Genomic DNA, 14,999 nt, shown 5'->3' on the forward strand with positions numbered 1-14,999 from the left:
ACCTCATTGCGTTGTCCGAATGTCTTGCAGGTTCTCGCGCAGCGCTCGTCGGCGGATCTTGCCGGTTTGTGTTTTGGGTAGGTCGGCGAGTATTCCCACGGATCTGGGCCGTTTGTAGGGCGCGAGGCGTTCCCGAGCGAACGCGATCAGCGCGTCGGCGTCGGCGGTGTGGCCGTCTTTCAGGGAGACGTAGGCGGCTACCGACTCGCCTCGGTATTCGTCAGCGACGCCCACGACAGCAGCTTCGAGTACGGCCGGGTGTTCATAGAGAACGTCCTCGACCTCGCGCGGCCATACCTTGTACCCGGAGACGTTGATCTGGTCTTTGATGCGGTCGACCAGGTAGACCCACCCGTGTTCGTCCACGATCGCGCTATCCCCGGTTCGGAGGCGACCTTCGGGTAGAGCGGCCTCGGATTCTTCTGGCTTACGCCAGTATCCGCCGATGACCTGGGGCCCGGTGACGACAAGTTCGCCCTGACTTCCGGGCGGGAGGGGGTGGCCTTCAGGGTCGACCACCTCGACCTTCACCCCCGGCAGCGGCAGTCCGATGGACAGCGTCCCGCTGTCCGGATCGACCGGCGCACTCACCCCCGGCGGCACCGCCGTGACCGCCGACGACGTCTCAGTCATCCCATACGCATTGTGGATGTAATGCCCGAACCTCTCCCGGAACCGCTCGACCGTGCTCGGCGGAACCGGCGCACCCCCGCTGTACAGCGTCTTGATCGACCTGAAATGTTCCGCCGAAGCGTATTCCGAGTTCATCATCGCGTTGAAAGCGGTGATGGAGCCGATGGTGTACGTGACCCCGTGTTCGCGGATCGCGTCGACGGCGACCTCGGTGTGGAACCGGCCCGTGAAGACCAGGGCCGTGCGTTCGGTGAGAGCGAGGGAGCCGATGACCACGGCGCCCGTGATGTGGAAGAGCGGGGCGAGGGCGTAGACGACGTCGCCGGTGTTGATGCCGGCCAGTTCGGCGAAGCTGGTAGTTACCGCGAGGACGTTGGTGTGCGAGTTCATCGCGCCCTTGGGCGGGCCGGTGGTGCCGGAGGTGTAGGCGAGGAAGGCCAGGTCTTCGCCGTGGACCTGGGTTTTCGGGGGGTGTTTGCCGAGGTAGCGGTGTGTCAAGCCGAGTAGGTCGGGTTCGGCGGGGGCCGCGGGGGCAGGTTCGCCGTCGAAGATGCGGCGGTCGTTGCGGCACTGGAGTTCTGATTCGGCGGTGCCGAGGACCCAGCGGACCGCGCTGTCGGCGACGTCTTCGCGGACCTGCGGGACATCGCGGTCGGTGGTGATGATCCCGACCGGTTCGGCGTCGTTGATCAATACCCGGAGTTCGCGGCCGCGGTACATGGGGTTGAGCAGTAGGGCGGTGGCGCCGAGTTTCCAGAGGGCCAGCAGGACGAGGGCGTATTGCGGGATGTTCTGGAGGTGGATGCCGACCCGGTCGCCGTGGCCTACGCCGCGTTCGGCGAGTGCGGCGGCGAGTGCGTTCGCGAGGTCGTCGGTCTTGCGGACGGTGAGGGTGGTGTCGAAGTAGATGATGGCGGGGGCGTCGGGTTCGTGGGCGACCCGGGCGTTCCAGGCGGCCACGAGCGTGTCGAAGTGGGGGCGCGGGGCAACCCCGCCCGCCGCACCCTCATCGAATGCGGCGGACGGGGTTGTTCCGGTGTTTCCGGTGGTCATGCCGGGAGTTCCTTGCGGCTGGTTTCGCGGATGGTGGCGACGGTGAGGAGGCCGATGGCGCAGACGCCCATCACCCAGTAGGCGGGCGACATGGCGTTCCCGGTCGATTCGACCAACTGCGCGGCGACATAGGGGGCGGTTCCGCCGGCGGCGATGGTGCCGATATTGAAGCCCAGCGAGACTCCGGTGTAGCGGACCGTGCGCGGGAAGAGTTCCGTGAACAGCGGGAACGCCGGAACCTGCACGACCCCGTTGAGCACCATGTAGAGGAAGTAGACGATGCCGATAACGAGGATGCTCTCGGTCGCCCCCATGATCATGAACGCCGGGAGGGCGATCACGACGTAGGCGAGATACCCGCCGACGAGTACCGGTTTACGGCCGAACCTGTCGGTGAGCATGCCGCTGAGTGGGAAGGTGGCGCAGGCCAGGGCGATGGCGATGGCGGAGGTCCAGTAGACGGCGTCCTTGGAGAAGCCGAGGTCTTTGATCAGGTAGACGCTGAAGTAGGTCAGGCCGATGTAGCCGGAGCCGTTCATCGCGATGGCGACACCGACGACGCGGAGGACCGACCACGGGTTCTTGGTGACCGTGTCGAGCAGCGGACTCTTGGTGACCTGCTGCTTCTCGGCCATCTCCTCGAACTCGGGGGTGTCCTCGAGCTTCATCCGGACGCGGAGGCACACGTAGGCGAGGGGGAGGGCGAGCAGGAACGGAATGCGCCAGCCCCACGACTCCATCTGCTCGTCGGTGGTGATCAGGGCGACCACGCCCACGACGGCGGCGGCGACGGCGAAGCCGAGGGTGGAGCCGACGGGGGTGAAGGAGCCGAAGAAGCCGCGTTTGCGGGGCGGGGCGGATTCGGCGATATAGGTCGCGGCGCCGCCGACTTCGCCGCCGGCGGAGAAGCCCTGGGCGAGGCGGACGAGCACCAGCAGGATGGGGGCGAGGACGCCGACGGTCGAATGCGTCGGGAGCAGCCCGAGGATGCCACAGGCCACGCCCATGCTGACGACGGTGATGACGAGGGCGTGGCGGCGGCCGCGGCGGTCGCCGAGGCGGCCGAAGAAGATACCGCCGAGGGGGCGGGCGACGTAGGCGACGCCGAAGACGGCGAGGGTCGACAGGATCGACACACCGGAATTGTCCGACGGGAAGAACAGGGGGGCGATGGTGACGGCGAGGAAGCCGTAGACCGCGAAGTCGTAGTACTCGATGAGGGTGCCGACGCCGCCGGCGATGGCGGCGCGGCGGGCCACGGAGTTCGACTTCTTCGGTGCGGTCACCGGCAGCTGCCCGGCGGGCCGGCTGTCAGGGTTCTCGACGCGATGATCGACATTGGTCATTGCGGTTGTCCTTGGCGTGCGTGCTCGGCGAGCAGGAGTTCATACGAACCACCGGCCTCGATGACCTGAACGGTCCGCGGGTTCGGTGGGGTTCCGACCAGGTCGGTTCCCTCGGGCCGGCGCAGGGTGGCGGTGCGCCAGTCGAGGGCCACGACGTCGTCGACCCGGACTGCGGTCGAGACGCCGGGGATCGTGATCAACGGCATGCCGTTGAAGGTCTCGCCGCGCCAGAAGCCGGGCGAGAAGGATTCCGCGACGATGGCCGCGATACCCGCGTTGCGGAGGGCGACCATGGGCGGATAGTGCGGATGACCGTAGCCGAAGTTACGGCCGCCGACGATGATATCGCCGGGGCGGACACGGTCGGTGAAGGTGGGGTCGTAGGCCTGCATACACACCGAGCGCAGGTGGTCGGGGTCGTAGGACTTGATATTGGAGACGCCGACGACGAGGTCGATATCGAAATCGTCGCCGAAGATCCAGGCGACCTTGCCTTCGATGATGTCCGGGGGTGGGGGATAGGCGCTCACTGGACCGACTCCTGAATCGTGCCGGCCAGGGCGCTGGCGGCGACGGTGTACGGGGAGCCCATATAGATATTGGCGTCGGGGCTGCCCATGCGGCCGGAGATGTTCAGGACGCCGGTGGAGATGCAGTTCTCGCCCGCTTGCAGGGGTTTCTGGTAGCCGAAGCAGAAATCGCAGCTCGATATATTGATATGCGCACCTGCGGCGCGGAGCACATCGAGGATGCCTTCCCGCTCGGCCTGCTCGTACACCTTCTGTGAGGTGGGGACGACATTGAGTTCGACGCCGGGGGCGACCTTGCGGCCGTCGAGGACGAGGGCGGCGGCGCGCAGGTCTTCGATGCGGCCGCTGGCGCACGAGCCGATGAAGGCCTTGGTAATGGGTGTGCCGGCGAGTTCCTGGGCGGTTTTGGTGTTGACGGCCCGGGCCGAACCGGGGAGGACCACCCGGGGAGTCAGGGTGGAGAGGTCGATGGTGTGGCGGGCCGCGTAGGTGGCGTCGGGGTCGGGATAGACCGGGTCGAAGTCGCGGCGGGCGACATTCTTCGCGTAGGCGAGGGATGTCTCGTCGGGTTCGAAGAGAGCGGAGACCGCGCCGGTGAACATGGCCATGCCGCACAGGCCCTGGCGGTGGTCGATGGTCATGGCGCGGGCGCCGGGGCCGCCGAATTCCATCACCTGATGCGCGCAACCGTCGGCGCCGACCATATCGATGATCGTGTGCACGAGGTCGCGGCTGTCGACGCCGGGCGGGAATTCGCCGACGAGGTCGAAGCGGGTGGTGGCGGGGATATCGACGAAGACGCGGCCGGTGACCCAGGCTTCGATGAGGTCGCGCCGGATACCCCAGCCGAGGGCGCCGAACGCGCCGATACCGCTGATATGGCCGTCGAAATGGACCAGGAATTCGCCGGGGATCGCCAGGCCGAGTTCGGCGGTGAGCTGGTGGCCGATACCGCGGCCCTCGTGCAGTTCGATGCCGTAGAACTCGCACCAGTCGCGGGTGACCTGGTGGACTTCGGTTTCCTTGTCGTTGCCCTTGGTGAGCATGTGGTCGATGAAGACGATGTAGCGGCTCGGGTCGTCGAGCTCGGTGATCCCGAAATCCTCGCGCATCTGCCGGAACATCACATCGGTGTAGCCGGGGAAGTCATAGGCGATCATGCGCGCGGGGTGCACGGCGTGGTTCTCGCCGGCGCGGACAGTGTCCTGGTCCGAGGCGCGGCCGAGGATCTTCTCCGTCATCGTGTAACCCACGGCGGTCACTGCTCCTTCGCGGGTAGGTACTTGTTCTGCATGGCCTCGACCTCGGGGAAGCCGATCAGCTCCACGAACTCGTGGTGCTGGAGCGCGTCGGCGCTGACCTGGGCGGGGGCCTCACCGGCGGCCAGCCGCTTCAGGGTCTCCCGGGCCGCGCCGGCCACCGCCATCAGCACTTGGGTGGGCAGCAGGGCGAGCCGCACGCCGATCTGGTCGAGGATCTCGGGGGTGAAATCGCGTTCGGTCCAGGTCGAGGCGGTGAGGGTGGCCATGAGCGGGACGCCGACCTCCTCATAGCAGCGCTGCCACTGTTCGACGGTCTCGAACGTCTTGGTGACCGGCATGATCATGTCGGCGCCGGCCTCGACGTAGGCCTGGGCGCGGCGGATGGCGTCGTCGCCGCGGGCATCGGTGCGGGCGATGAGCAGGACGTCGTCGGGGATGGAGTCGCGGACGGCGCGGATCTTGCCGGTCGCCTCGGCGGTGCTGATCAGGTCGACGGGGTCGCCCACGCAGATGGGGCAGGACTTGGGGGAGACCTGGTCCTCCATGAACATCCCACCGACGCCCCCGTCGGCGAACTTGGTGGCGGTGCGCGCGGCATTGACGGCATTGCCGTAGCCGGTGTCGATATCGGCGACCAGCGGCAGCTTGGAGGCTTCCCGGATCGTGCGGACCGCTTGGAGGTTCTCGGTCTGGGTGTAGAGCTCGGCGTCGGGGAGGCCCAGCGCCGCCGAGACGGCGAAGCCCGAGGCGCACAGGGCGCTGAAACCGGCCTGTTCGGCGAGGCGGGCGGTCAGGCCGTCCCATACGCCGGGGGCGTAGACGAGTCCGTTCGACGTGAGGTCTTTCAAGGTCGGGCTGCGCACCTGTCCACTCTCCGTTTCGCAATGCGGAATGCGTTTCGTATTTCGATATGAGACGGTAAGGTGGCTCAGGTCACAAAGTCAACCCCGAGTGAGAGATGTGTTCGTATGGTGGCGACATCGATCGCCCGACCTGTGGAAGCGAGTGAGTATCAGTGGCTGTGCCCGTAGAGTCCGAGGCGCCGGGCGGGCGCGATGTCGTGGGCGCCGTCCTCAAGGCATGCACGCTGCTCGGTCACTTCAGCGCGGACCGTCCCGCCTGGACGCTGAACGACCTCACCGTGGCGAGCGGGATGAACAAGACGACGGTGTTCCGCCTGATGGCCACGCTGATCCAAGCCGGGTGGGTGGACCGCACGGACGAGGGCGGCTACCGCATCGCGATGCCGGTCTTCGAAATCGGCTCCGCGGCCCTGTCCAAGCTCGACATCCGCGCCGCGGCAAAACCTTTCATGTCCGATCTGGCGACGACCTTCGGCAACACGGCCTATCTGATGGTTCCCGCCGAACAGGGCGCGGTGTGCATAGACCTGCTCGAGGGCCGCAACTCGCTCGTCGTCGCCGGCATCAATGTCGGCTCCGTGATGCCCTATCACGCCGCGGCGGGGCCGGTGGTCATGCTCGCGCATTCGGAAGCATTGCGGGACAGGTGGATTGGCGATGACCTCCCGGCGATCACCGATCGGACCATCACCGACCCGGGCCGGCTCGTCGAACACCTGGACGAAATCGTCGAAGCCGGTTACTCATTGAGTAATTCGGATTATCTGCCCGGGGTCGCCGCGGTGGCGGCACCGATTCTGGGGCGGGACGGGTCGGTGGTCGCGTCCATCAGTGTGGGCGGCCGGGCCGAGGAGTTCCAGGACGACGTCTTGGCCGCGAAGATCGAGAAGGTGCGCGACGCGGGGGCGCGCATTACACGGATCGTGCAGGCGCTCCCGAGGTGATGAGGTTTCGCGGGCGTCGTATGTGCTGCGTAGTTCGCCTTCGGGATGTCGGGCCGGGGTTCGCGGTTGCGGGAGCGGCGTGTGCGATCCATCAGCCCCAGAGCTGCGACACCGGCCGTCGCCTCCTCGACAGTGAGCGGCACGGGCGGTAGCGAGTACGGTCCCCGCCGACCTGCATGTCTATAAACAATGAATATAAAAAGGTTATGCTTTTGCCGTGAGTCGTCGAGAAACCGCCCCCGGCCCGTCCGCCGCCATCAGCGCAGCCCTCTACGGCCTGGCCACCACGGCCGCGAGGCGCTTGCCTCGGGACATGAGCTTGACGTCCGCCGCCACCCTGGCCACCCTGGACCGGACCGGTCCGCGGCGCATCACCGATCTGGCCGCGGTCGAGGGCGTCACCCAGCCCGCGATGACCGCCCTGGTCCGGGTGATGGAGGAGTCCGGCCTGGTCGAGCGGCGGGGCGACGCGTCCGACAAGCGGGTCACGCTCGTGTGCCTGACCGAGGCCGGCGCCTCCTATGTCCGGACGCGACGCCAGGCGGGCGTCCACGCGTTCGAGCGGTTGATCGGCGAGCTCCCCGGCGACGAGGTCGAGGCGCTGGCGGCGGCCCTTCCGGCGCTGAACCATCTGGCAGAGCTCGAAAGTCGGGACCGCGAAGGGCCGAAGCAGTGACCGGGCAGCCGGTCGGCGGGGGTGCGGTGAAGGCGTTCCCCGTGGCGCGTTCCGAGGTGCGGCTGCTGGTCCCCGCCCTGATGTTCATCGCTCTGGTCGTGGCGGCGGTCGGCAGCCTCGGGGCGCCGATCATCACCACCGTGGCGACCTCGTTCCACGTCTCGCTGAGCAGCGCGCAGTGGACGCTGACCGTCGCGCTGCTCAGCGGCGCCGTCGCCACGCCGGTCTTGGGCCGGCTCGGAGCCGGCCCGCATCGGCGGGCCACGATCCTTGCCACGCTGGCGGTCGTCGTCGCCGGCAGCGCCCTCACCGTGCTGCCGCTGCCGTTCGCGTGGCTGCTGGCCGGCAGGGCGGCCCAGGGTGTCGGGCTCGGGCTGACGGCGCTGATGATGGGCGTGGCCCGGGACCACCTTCCCGAGGAGCGCAGCGCGGCCGTGATCGCCCTGATCTCGGTGGTTTCGATCATCGGGGCCGGTGTCGGCTACCCGCTGGCCGCACTGCTCGCCGAGCTCGGCGGGGGACGGGCCGCCTACGGTCTCGGCCTGGTCGTCACCGCCGCCGCCCTCCTGACCGCGTGGCGCTCCATGCCCGAAGCCCCCGAAGGCCGCTCCGCCCACGTGGATGTGCCAGGCGCGGTCGTCCTGGCCGCTGCGCTGCTGCTGGTGCTGTTCCTCGCCGGCGAACGGAATCTGTGGAGCCGGCACCTCGCCGTGGCGGCGGGCCTCGCCGTCGTCGCGGTGGCGCTCCTCTGCACCTGGGTCCTCATCGAGCTGCGCAGCACGACACCCTTGGTCGATGTGCGGGCGGTGCGGCACCCGGCGGTCGCCGGGGCGAACCTCGCCATGCTCGTCGGCGGAGTCGGCATGTACCTCCTGCTCACGCTCATCACCAGGTACGCGCAGACGCCGCACGGCGCCGGCTACGGCTTCGGGTTGACGACCTTCGTCGCCGGGCTGGTCCTCATCCCGTTCTCGGTGCTGGGGTTCGTCGCCGGCAAGCTCACGCCGCGGATCCGGACGCGGATCGCCGACCCCCCGCTCCTGGCCGGCAGCGCCGTCGTGGTCGGCGGCGGGTTCGCCCTGTTCGCGGCGGCCCGGTCGGATCCGGCCGAACTGTTCGCGGCGATGGGCGTGCTCGGCTTCGGGGTCGGCGGCTTCTCGGCCGCGATGCCCGGCGTCATCCTGGCCGTCACCCCCAAGAGCGAGACGTCGAGCGCCATGAGCTTCAACTATGTCGTCCGCAGCGTCGGGTACTCCCTCGGCAGCGCCATCGGCGGCCTGATCCTCGCCGCGGGCACCGGCCCCGGCCACCTCTTCCCCGACGACAGCGCCTACACCACCGCGGCGCTGGTCGGCATCAGCGCCATGGCGATCACGACGCTGATGAGCCTCGCTCTCGCCCGCCGACGCTCGTCCGAGACCACCCCGTAAGTCGGATGTACTCATCGAAACACACTGGAGGTTCCAATGCCCAAGGGCTACTGGGTCAGCGTCTACCCCACCATCGACGCCCCCGAGAGGCTTGATGCCTACAACGCTCTGGCAGGTCTGGCCGTCGCGGCCGCGGGCGGGCGGGTGCTCGCCGGCGTCGGCGGCCGGGTCGACGCACACGAAGCCGGAATCGCCGAGCGCGTCGTCCTGATCGAGTTCGACAGCTTCGAACAGGCGGTCGCCGCACGCGCGAGCGCGGCCTACCAGGAAGCGCTGGCCGAACTCCCCGACGGCTTCGAGCGCGACTTCCGCATCGTCGAAGGTATCGACTGACCGAGGTCCACTCGGATCTTCGCACCGAGCGCGGCTGAAAAGCGGCTGGTGCGCGGCAAACTTCGATCTCCGCTGTCAGGACCGCTCACGGACTCGAGTACGGACGGCGCGGTGCTTCGCGGTCCGCTGTCTTCCGATTCATGGGAAGCCTCGTGCGGTCGTAGTGCGGATCTTGTCGGTAGCGTTGCTCAGCGGCACGGTTCGAGACCGACGACAAGATACGGGGTGGCAGTGGAGAAGCGGCGGGCCGCGTGGGGGCGGCTGCGGAGGCTCGGTGCGTTCGTAGCGGCGCTGGTGCTGGCCACCGGTGCCGGTGGTGCGGTGTCAAGTGCGGCGCCGATCGGTGCGCCGGCACTACGTGCCCCGGCCGGTGGGTATCAGGAACTCGTGGTGCCGTCCGATATGGGACCGATCAAGGTCCAGGTGCAGTGGGCGGCGCGCGGCGGGCGGGCGGCGCTCTATGTGCTCGACGGCCTGCGAGCACCCCACGACCACAATCAGTGGACCAGCGATACCGATGTGCTGCGGCGGTTCGCCGGAGACGATGTGACGCTGGTGTTCCCGGTCGGCGGGCATTCCAGTTTCTATGCCGACTGGTATCGGCCGAGCAGTACGAACGGCCAGGCCACAACGTACAGGTGGGAAACCTTCCTCACCCGGGACCTGCCGGTCTTCCTCGCGAAATACGGTGTCTCGCGCAGTAATAACGCCATCGTGGGCGCTTCCATGGGTGGTGGGGCGGCGCTGGCCCTCGCCGCGCATCACCGCGACCAGTTCAAGTTCGCCGGGTCGTTCTCCGGATTCCTCAATCCGACATTCCCGATGTGGAACGAAGCGGTCCGCGCCGCGCTCTGGGACGAGGGCCGGTTCAATGTGGACGATATGTGGGGCCCCGCCGGTGACCCGGCCTGGCACCGCAACGATCCGACCGTGCAGGCCGAACGGCTGCGCGGTCTGCCGATGTACATCTGGGCCGGTAACGGTGTGCCCGGGGCGCCCGACCTGCCCCACGGTGTCGGTAACACCGTGAACGCGATGGGTCTGGAGTCCTTGGCGACAGTGGCCGCGCAGATCTTCCGCGACCGGCTCGCCGCGCTGGGAATTCCGGCCCGCGTCGACCTCGTCAACGGCACCCACACCTGGCCCTATTGGGAGCAGGCGATCACCACCGCCCGCCCGATGCTCCTGGACGCACTCGGCGCGGGCTGACGACGGTGACGCGAGCGTCGGGAGCCGGCATGCCCATCGTGGGGTCAGTGTCTTCGCGACTACGCATTTCACGCCATGCCGGGACCGAGATGGACCGCGAATAGGCACATCCACTCGATGTCGCGGTATCCGGCCCGGTGCGGGCGCGTCACACCGCCCGACCTCGGTCACCTCGCCGGCCGGTAGTGCGTCGGAGCACTGCCGCGCGCCGGCGATCGGTGTTGCCGTCCCGTCCCGAGGGGTGGCCGTGACCGGTCAGCGCAGTGCGCCCACCCGCAGCCATGGTCGCAGCAGGTTCTCCTCGGTGGAGGGGCCCATCTGCCATTCGGCGATCCACGGACCGGTGCCCTCGCTCGGGTCGAGTGTGCCCTGCTCCACCCAGCGGTAGCGGCCGTCGAACAGGTCGCGGGTCAGTTCCCGCACGGTCGTCTTCTGTACGGCGTCGCAGACCGCGGAATACGACTGCTGGATCTGTCGGGTGGGCCGCCCGGGATGCGGCTTGTGGTCCGGAAAGAACGCCCGCACTCTGGTGCGGAGTTGCGGTTCACCGACCAGGACGGCCTCCGGCTGACCGCGTTCGTCGCCAACACCGCATCGGGTGCACTGCCTGAGTTGGAGTTACGGCACCGCCGCCGCATCCGTTGCGAGGACCGCATCTGCGATCAAGAAAGACACCCCCGGCTCGTGGAACCCGGCAGCCCACCCGCTGTTCCAGGGCGCTCACGGCCACCCGGACAGCAAAACAACGCCGACCTCCATCGGGCCAACCCATTCCGCGCTTCCCACTGGAGAGAACGAACCACAATGGCAGGGAGCATTTCAGGGAGGACCTATTGCAGGGTTCATCAACAGCGCCTCTGGCGAAACTCCCGGGGATCGCGCGGCCACCGCTGATGACTCAGGCGAACCCCCCGGTACTTCCGCCGAGCCGCCCGCCGGTGACGCGGCAAGCGCGACCGGAATCTTCTGGGACTCAGAGGCCACACCTGTCGAATAGCCTCGGTCATCCTCAGTTTACGACTTCGACTGAGCCCTGTTTTTCACTCGATCTGTAAGGTCCAGGCGGTGGATGTTCTCTATTTCCTCAAACACAGTGCATTCGACGACCTCGAACTGAGGTATTCGCTGCGGAGCATCGAACGTCATATGCCGTGGGTGAGGCGGGTAGTGGTGTTCGGCGATCGGCCGGAATGGCTGGCGGGTCCGGAGAGCGGTATCGTTCATGTTCCACACGAGGCGATCGCCTGGATCGGTTCCTACAGAACGCCCGTCGCGAACTGGTTCCTGATGTTCTATCTCACGGCCCTGCTGCCGGAACTGGACGAGGAATACGTCTTCTTCAGCGACGACTTCGTTCTGCTCCGCGATCTCACGCCCGACGAGGCCCAGCGGAACCGCTACCTGCAGGATCTGGCGACCCTCGACAGTCGCGGCACGGGCTTGTGGAAGGACAGCCTGTGGCGGACCCATGACCTGCTCAAACGCCTCGGCTACGGCACGCTCAACTATGAAACGCATACGCCGGCCTGGTTCCGGAAGCAGTGGGTGCTGGACGCCTATCGCGATCTACGGGATTTCGTCACCGAGGACCGCTGGCAAGGGCCGATGAGCATCACCGCAATTCTGAGCCACGTCCAGAAGCACCATCCGCGACCGCTGGTGCATCTCGAAACGGAGGGCAGCCGGGTGGGCTTCTACGGCAAACCCCCGGCATACGACGAGATCGTCTCCCTTGCCAGCGCGGCAGACGCGAGGTTCCTCAACTACGACGACTCGGCGTTCGGCCCCGACCTGCAACGCTTCCTCGCCCAGCGATTTCCACACCCCTGCCGCTACGAACGGCCCGAAGCCCCCGCGAGCCCAACCGGCGCAATCATCGATACCGTCAGCGTGCCGGTTTCTTGATTACCGCACTCGGTGTGTTCATCACGGCCGGTGCCGGCCGACGACGTCGGCGGGGCGGTGGCGGATGCGGCGCCGAGCGGTGGGTCGGCGTTACGTGTCCCGGCCGGTGGATATCAGAAACTCGTGGTGCCCCTCGACCGGTACAGCCACGTCGCACCGGTCGAGCGTGATCACCTCTCCGGGCCGGGAGTATCGGGGCACTGCCGCGCGCTGGTGATCCGCGCTGCAGGCCCGCCCCCAGTCGTCGCCGCGACCGGTCAGCGCAGTGCGCCCACCCGCAGCCAGGGTCGCAGCAGGTTCTCCTCGGTGGAGGGGCCCATCTGCCATTCGGCGATCCACGGACCGGTGCCCTCGCTCGGGTCGAGTGTGCCCTGCTCCACCCAGCGGTAGCGTCCGTCGAACAGGTCGCGGGCCAGTTTCACGTCCTCGTCGTCGGTGTTCTCCCACAACGAGTCGAACAGCTGCCGCACCCGGATCCGGGCCTGCCGGCAGAACACGTCGGCCAGTTCCGTGGCGGATTCGCCTTCCGCCGTGCCGTCGGCGCGTTCGGCCTGGGCACGCACACAGGCGGCCGACATGGCGAACAGCTCCGTACCGATATCGACCAGGCGGCCCAGGAACACCTGCCGGTACTCGAGCTTCGCCTGCCAGCGCGCCATTCCGTACATGAGTGCGCGGGCCTGTTTCCGTGCCATCCGCTCGACGAAGCGCATATGCCGTGCCAGCGGACCGAATTCGGCGAACGCGGACGGTGCCGTACCCGGTCCGACGGCCAGCTGCGGGAACCATTTCGCATAGAAGCCGCCGGCGCCCGCCGCCGCCTTGGCCTTCTCCTTGAACTCCGCGTGTTTGTCGACGAGTGCGCCCGCGGCGGTCATATGCGCGTCGGCCATCTCGCGGGCGACGAGCAGTCGCATGATCTCGCTGGAGCCTTCGAAGATGCGGTTGATCCGCAGATCGCGGACCAGCTGCTCGGCGCCGACCGCCCGCTCACCGCGGGCCCGCAATGACGCCGCCGTCTCGTAACCGCGGCCACCCCGGATCTGCACGAGTTCGTCGGCGATCCGGCAGCCCATTTCCGAGGCCCACAGCTTGGCCAGTGCCGCCTCGATACGGATGTCGTTGCGGTTCTCGTCGGCCATGGTCGCCGAGAGATCGAGGACCGCCTCCAGCGCGTAGGCCGTCGCGGCGATGAAGGACACCTTGGCGCTCACCGCGGCATGTTCACCGACCGGTCGTCCCCACTGCACCCGGGCGGTGCTCCATTCCCGGGCGATCTTGACCGACCATTTGGCCGCCGCGGTGCACAGCGCCGGAATCGCGAGCCGTCCCGCGTTGAGCGTGGTGAGGGCGATCTTCAACCCGTCGCCCTCCCGGCCGATGAGATTCTCCCTGGGCACCCGGACGTTGTACATGCGGGTGACGCCGTTCTCGAGGCCACGCAGCCCCATGAACGCATTGCGCCGCTCCACGGTGATGCCCTCGCTGTCGGCCTCGACGACGAAGGCGGAGATACCGCCGCGGTGCCCGTCGCCCTTGGGCACCCGGGCCATCACCACCAGTAGTTCCGCGACCACTCCATTGGTCGTCCACAGTTTGACGCCGTTGAGCTCGTAGGCCGCACCGTCGGCCGTGGGGGTCGCGGTGCTGGCGATCCGCGCCGGATCGGAGCCGACATCGGGTTCGGTGAGCAGAAAAGCGCTGATCGCGCCCCGCGCGCACCGCGGGAGGAACCGCTGCTTCTGCTCCGGGGTCCCCGCCAGCTTCAGGGGTTCGGGGACGCCGATCGACTGGTGCGCGGACAGCAGCGCGCCCAGGCTGGCGTGTACCGAGCCGACCAGCATCAACGCCTTGTTGTAGCCGACCTGGGACAGGCCCTGCCCGCCGTACTCCTCGGGAATCTTCAGACCGAAACAGCCGAGCTCGGCGAGGCCGCGCACGTACTGCTCCGGGATACGGCCCTGCTCCTCGATCACGCTGCCGTCGAGGGTCTCGCAGTAGGCCCGCAGCCGCGCCAGATAGGCCTCGGTGCGCGCGGTGTCCTGCGCGCTCGGCTTCGGGAACGGATGGATGAGGTCCACCCGGTAGCGGCCCAGGAACATCTCCTTGGCGAAGGACGGTTTGGTCCAGGTGACCTCGCGCGATTCCTCGACCAGTTGCCGTGCCTGCTCCTCGGTGGCGTCGACTTTCGCGGCAGTGGACATGGCATGCCCTCCTCGGAAGTGATGACGGTCACAGACGAGTGTAAGAGGCTTTGTTACCCGCCGGTAGGCCTGAACGGGAAAGAGCCCCGTACGGTCGGCCGAGCGTGCACCGCGGGCGTCGCTACCAGGCCCGATGGACCGCCACTGCATCGGGCACCTGGATATTCCGGTCCCTCGTTACGGCCGGATTCCCTCGTTACGGCCGGAGGGGATACGAACTCGCCGCCGAGCCCCACTGCCCCCCGCCGCCAGCGGCGACCTGATGCGCTACATCTCGTCGGGAGCGGTGATACCGAGCAGGCCCAGCCCGGTGGCGAGGGTCCGGGCGGTGAGATCGCACAGGGCCAGGCGGCTGCCGCGGCTCGGCTCCTCGGCCTTCAGGACGGGGCAGCGCTCGTAGAACGAGGTGAACGCCGTCGCCAGCCCGTAGAGATAGTTGGCGAGCCGATGGAATTCCATACTCTCCGAGACCACGGCGACGATATCGGGGAAGGCGAGGAGTTCGAGCGCCAGCGCGCGTTCCGCCGGCTCCTCGATCCGCACGGGGGCGCCGTCACGGACCGGGTCCACGCCGCCGCGCCGGAAGATCGACCGGATACGGGCGTGCGCGT

At 67.9% G+C, this 14,999-nt stretch carries 13 protein-coding genes and 2 pseudogenes; 7 read left to right on the plus strand and 8 right to left on the minus strand.

What is annotated here, in order from left to right; genetic code table 11:
* Window positions 1-3 precede the first annotated feature (3 nt).
* From ON38_RS28605 to ON38_RS28625, 5 genes are read right to left on the minus strand one after another with little or no spacing between them, the layout of a single operon-like run.
* Entirely contained in the window at window positions 4-1,686 is a 1,683-nt protein-coding gene (locus tag ON38_RS28605) for a class I adenylate-forming enzyme family protein (protein ID WP_083873171.1), read from the minus strand.
* Complete coding sequence (locus ON38_RS28610; RefSeq protein WP_039828170.1) at window positions 1,683-3,032, minus strand: MFS transporter; 1,350 nt, start codon at window positions 3,030-3,032, stop codon at window positions 1,683-1,685. Before ON38_RS28610 ends, ON38_RS28605 begins: the two co-directional genes overlap by 4 nt.
* Window positions 3,029-3,562: a 3-isopropylmalate dehydratase small subunit gene (locus tag ON38_RS28615; RefSeq protein WP_039828171.1), complete on the minus strand. Its 534-nt coding sequence runs from the start codon at window positions 3,560-3,562 to the stop codon at window positions 3,029-3,031. The genes ON38_RS28610 and ON38_RS28615 overlap by 4 nt, the downstream gene beginning before the upstream one ends.
* Window positions 3,559-4,803: a 3-isopropylmalate dehydratase large subunit gene (locus tag ON38_RS28620; RefSeq protein ID WP_039828172.1), complete on the minus strand. Its 1,245-nt coding sequence runs from the start codon at window positions 4,801-4,803 to the stop codon at window positions 3,559-3,561. Before ON38_RS28620 ends, ON38_RS28615 begins: the two co-directional genes overlap by 4 nt.
* A gap of 17 nt (window positions 4,804-4,820) precedes the next feature.
* The gene (locus tag ON38_RS28625) at window positions 4,821-5,687 is read right to left on the minus strand and encodes an isocitrate lyase/PEP mutase family protein (RefSeq protein WP_039828173.1); all 867 of its coding nucleotides are present in this window, start codon (window positions 5,685-5,687) and stop codon (window positions 4,821-4,823) included.
* A gap of 158 nt (window positions 5,688-5,845) precedes the next feature.
* Here ON38_RS28625 and ON38_RS28630 point away from each other — a divergent pair, with 158 nt between their 5' ends.
* The 5 genes from ON38_RS28630 (at window position 5,846) to ON38_RS28650 (ending at window position 10,279) form a co-directional block, all read left to right on the plus strand.
* Entirely contained in the window at window positions 5,846-6,631 is a 786-nt protein-coding gene (locus ON38_RS28630) for an IclR family transcriptional regulator (RefSeq protein WP_245564319.1), read from the plus strand.
* A 313-nt stretch (window positions 6,632-6,944) separates the two neighbouring features.
* Complete coding sequence (locus tag ON38_RS28635) at window positions 6,945-7,307, plus strand: MarR family winged helix-turn-helix transcriptional regulator (RefSeq protein WP_039828176.1); 363 nt, start codon at window positions 6,945-6,947, stop codon at window positions 7,305-7,307.
* Window positions 7,304-8,737 (plus strand): MFS transporter, encoded by a 1,434-nt coding sequence (locus tag ON38_RS28640; protein WP_039828177.1) that lies wholly within the window; start codon window positions 7,304-7,306, stop codon window positions 8,735-8,737. Before ON38_RS28635 ends, ON38_RS28640 begins: the two co-directional genes overlap by 4 nt.
* Before the next feature lie 36 nt (window positions 8,738-8,773).
* Window positions 8,774-9,070, plus strand: coding sequence for a DUF1330 domain-containing protein (locus ON38_RS28645; RefSeq protein WP_039828178.1), 297 nt, complete (start codon window positions 8,774-8,776; stop codon window positions 9,068-9,070).
* A gap of 225 nt (window positions 9,071-9,295) precedes the next feature.
* Complete coding sequence (locus ON38_RS28650) at window positions 9,296-10,279, plus strand: alpha/beta hydrolase (protein WP_174372470.1); 984 nt, start codon at window positions 9,296-9,298, stop codon at window positions 10,277-10,279.
* Between the two features lie 255 nt (window positions 10,280-10,534).
* On the opposite strand, the pseudogene ON38_RS37695 reads toward ON38_RS28650, so the two are convergent.
* Window positions 10,535-10,678 (minus strand): annotated as a pseudogene (locus ON38_RS37695) (hypothetical protein); the annotation flags it as partial.
* A gap of 63 nt (window positions 10,679-10,741) precedes the next feature.
* Here ON38_RS37695 and ON38_RS35280 point away from each other — a divergent pair.
* Together ON38_RS35280 and ON38_RS28660 are read left to right on the plus strand one after the other, a co-directional pair.
* Window positions 10,742-10,936, plus strand: a pseudogene (locus ON38_RS35280) (IS1380 family transposase); the annotation flags it as partial.
* Between the two features lie 408 nt (window positions 10,937-11,344).
* Window positions 11,345-12,184, plus strand: a complete 840-nt coding sequence (locus ON38_RS28660; protein WP_039828181.1) for a stealth family protein — start codon at window positions 11,345-11,347, stop codon at window positions 12,182-12,184.
* Between the two features lie 257 nt (window positions 12,185-12,441).
* On the opposite strand, the gene ON38_RS28665 is transcribed toward ON38_RS28660, so the two are convergent.
* Together ON38_RS28665 and ON38_RS28670 are read right to left on the minus strand one after the other, a co-directional pair.
* Window positions 12,442-14,388: an acyl-CoA dehydrogenase family protein gene (locus tag ON38_RS28665; protein ID WP_039828183.1), complete on the minus strand. Its 1,947-nt coding sequence runs from the start codon at window positions 14,386-14,388 to the stop codon at window positions 12,442-12,444.
* A gap of 267 nt (window positions 14,389-14,655) precedes the next feature.
* Window positions 14,656-14,999, minus strand: a 344-nt coding sequence (locus ON38_RS28670; RefSeq protein WP_039828184.1) for a DALR anticodon-binding domain-containing protein, incomplete at its 5' end; no start/stop codon positions are given.

Source organism: Nocardia testacea NBRC 100365 (genome assembly GCF_000308775.1).
Lineage (GTDB): Bacteria > Actinomycetota > Actinomycetes > Mycobacteriales > Mycobacteriaceae > Nocardia > Nocardia testacea.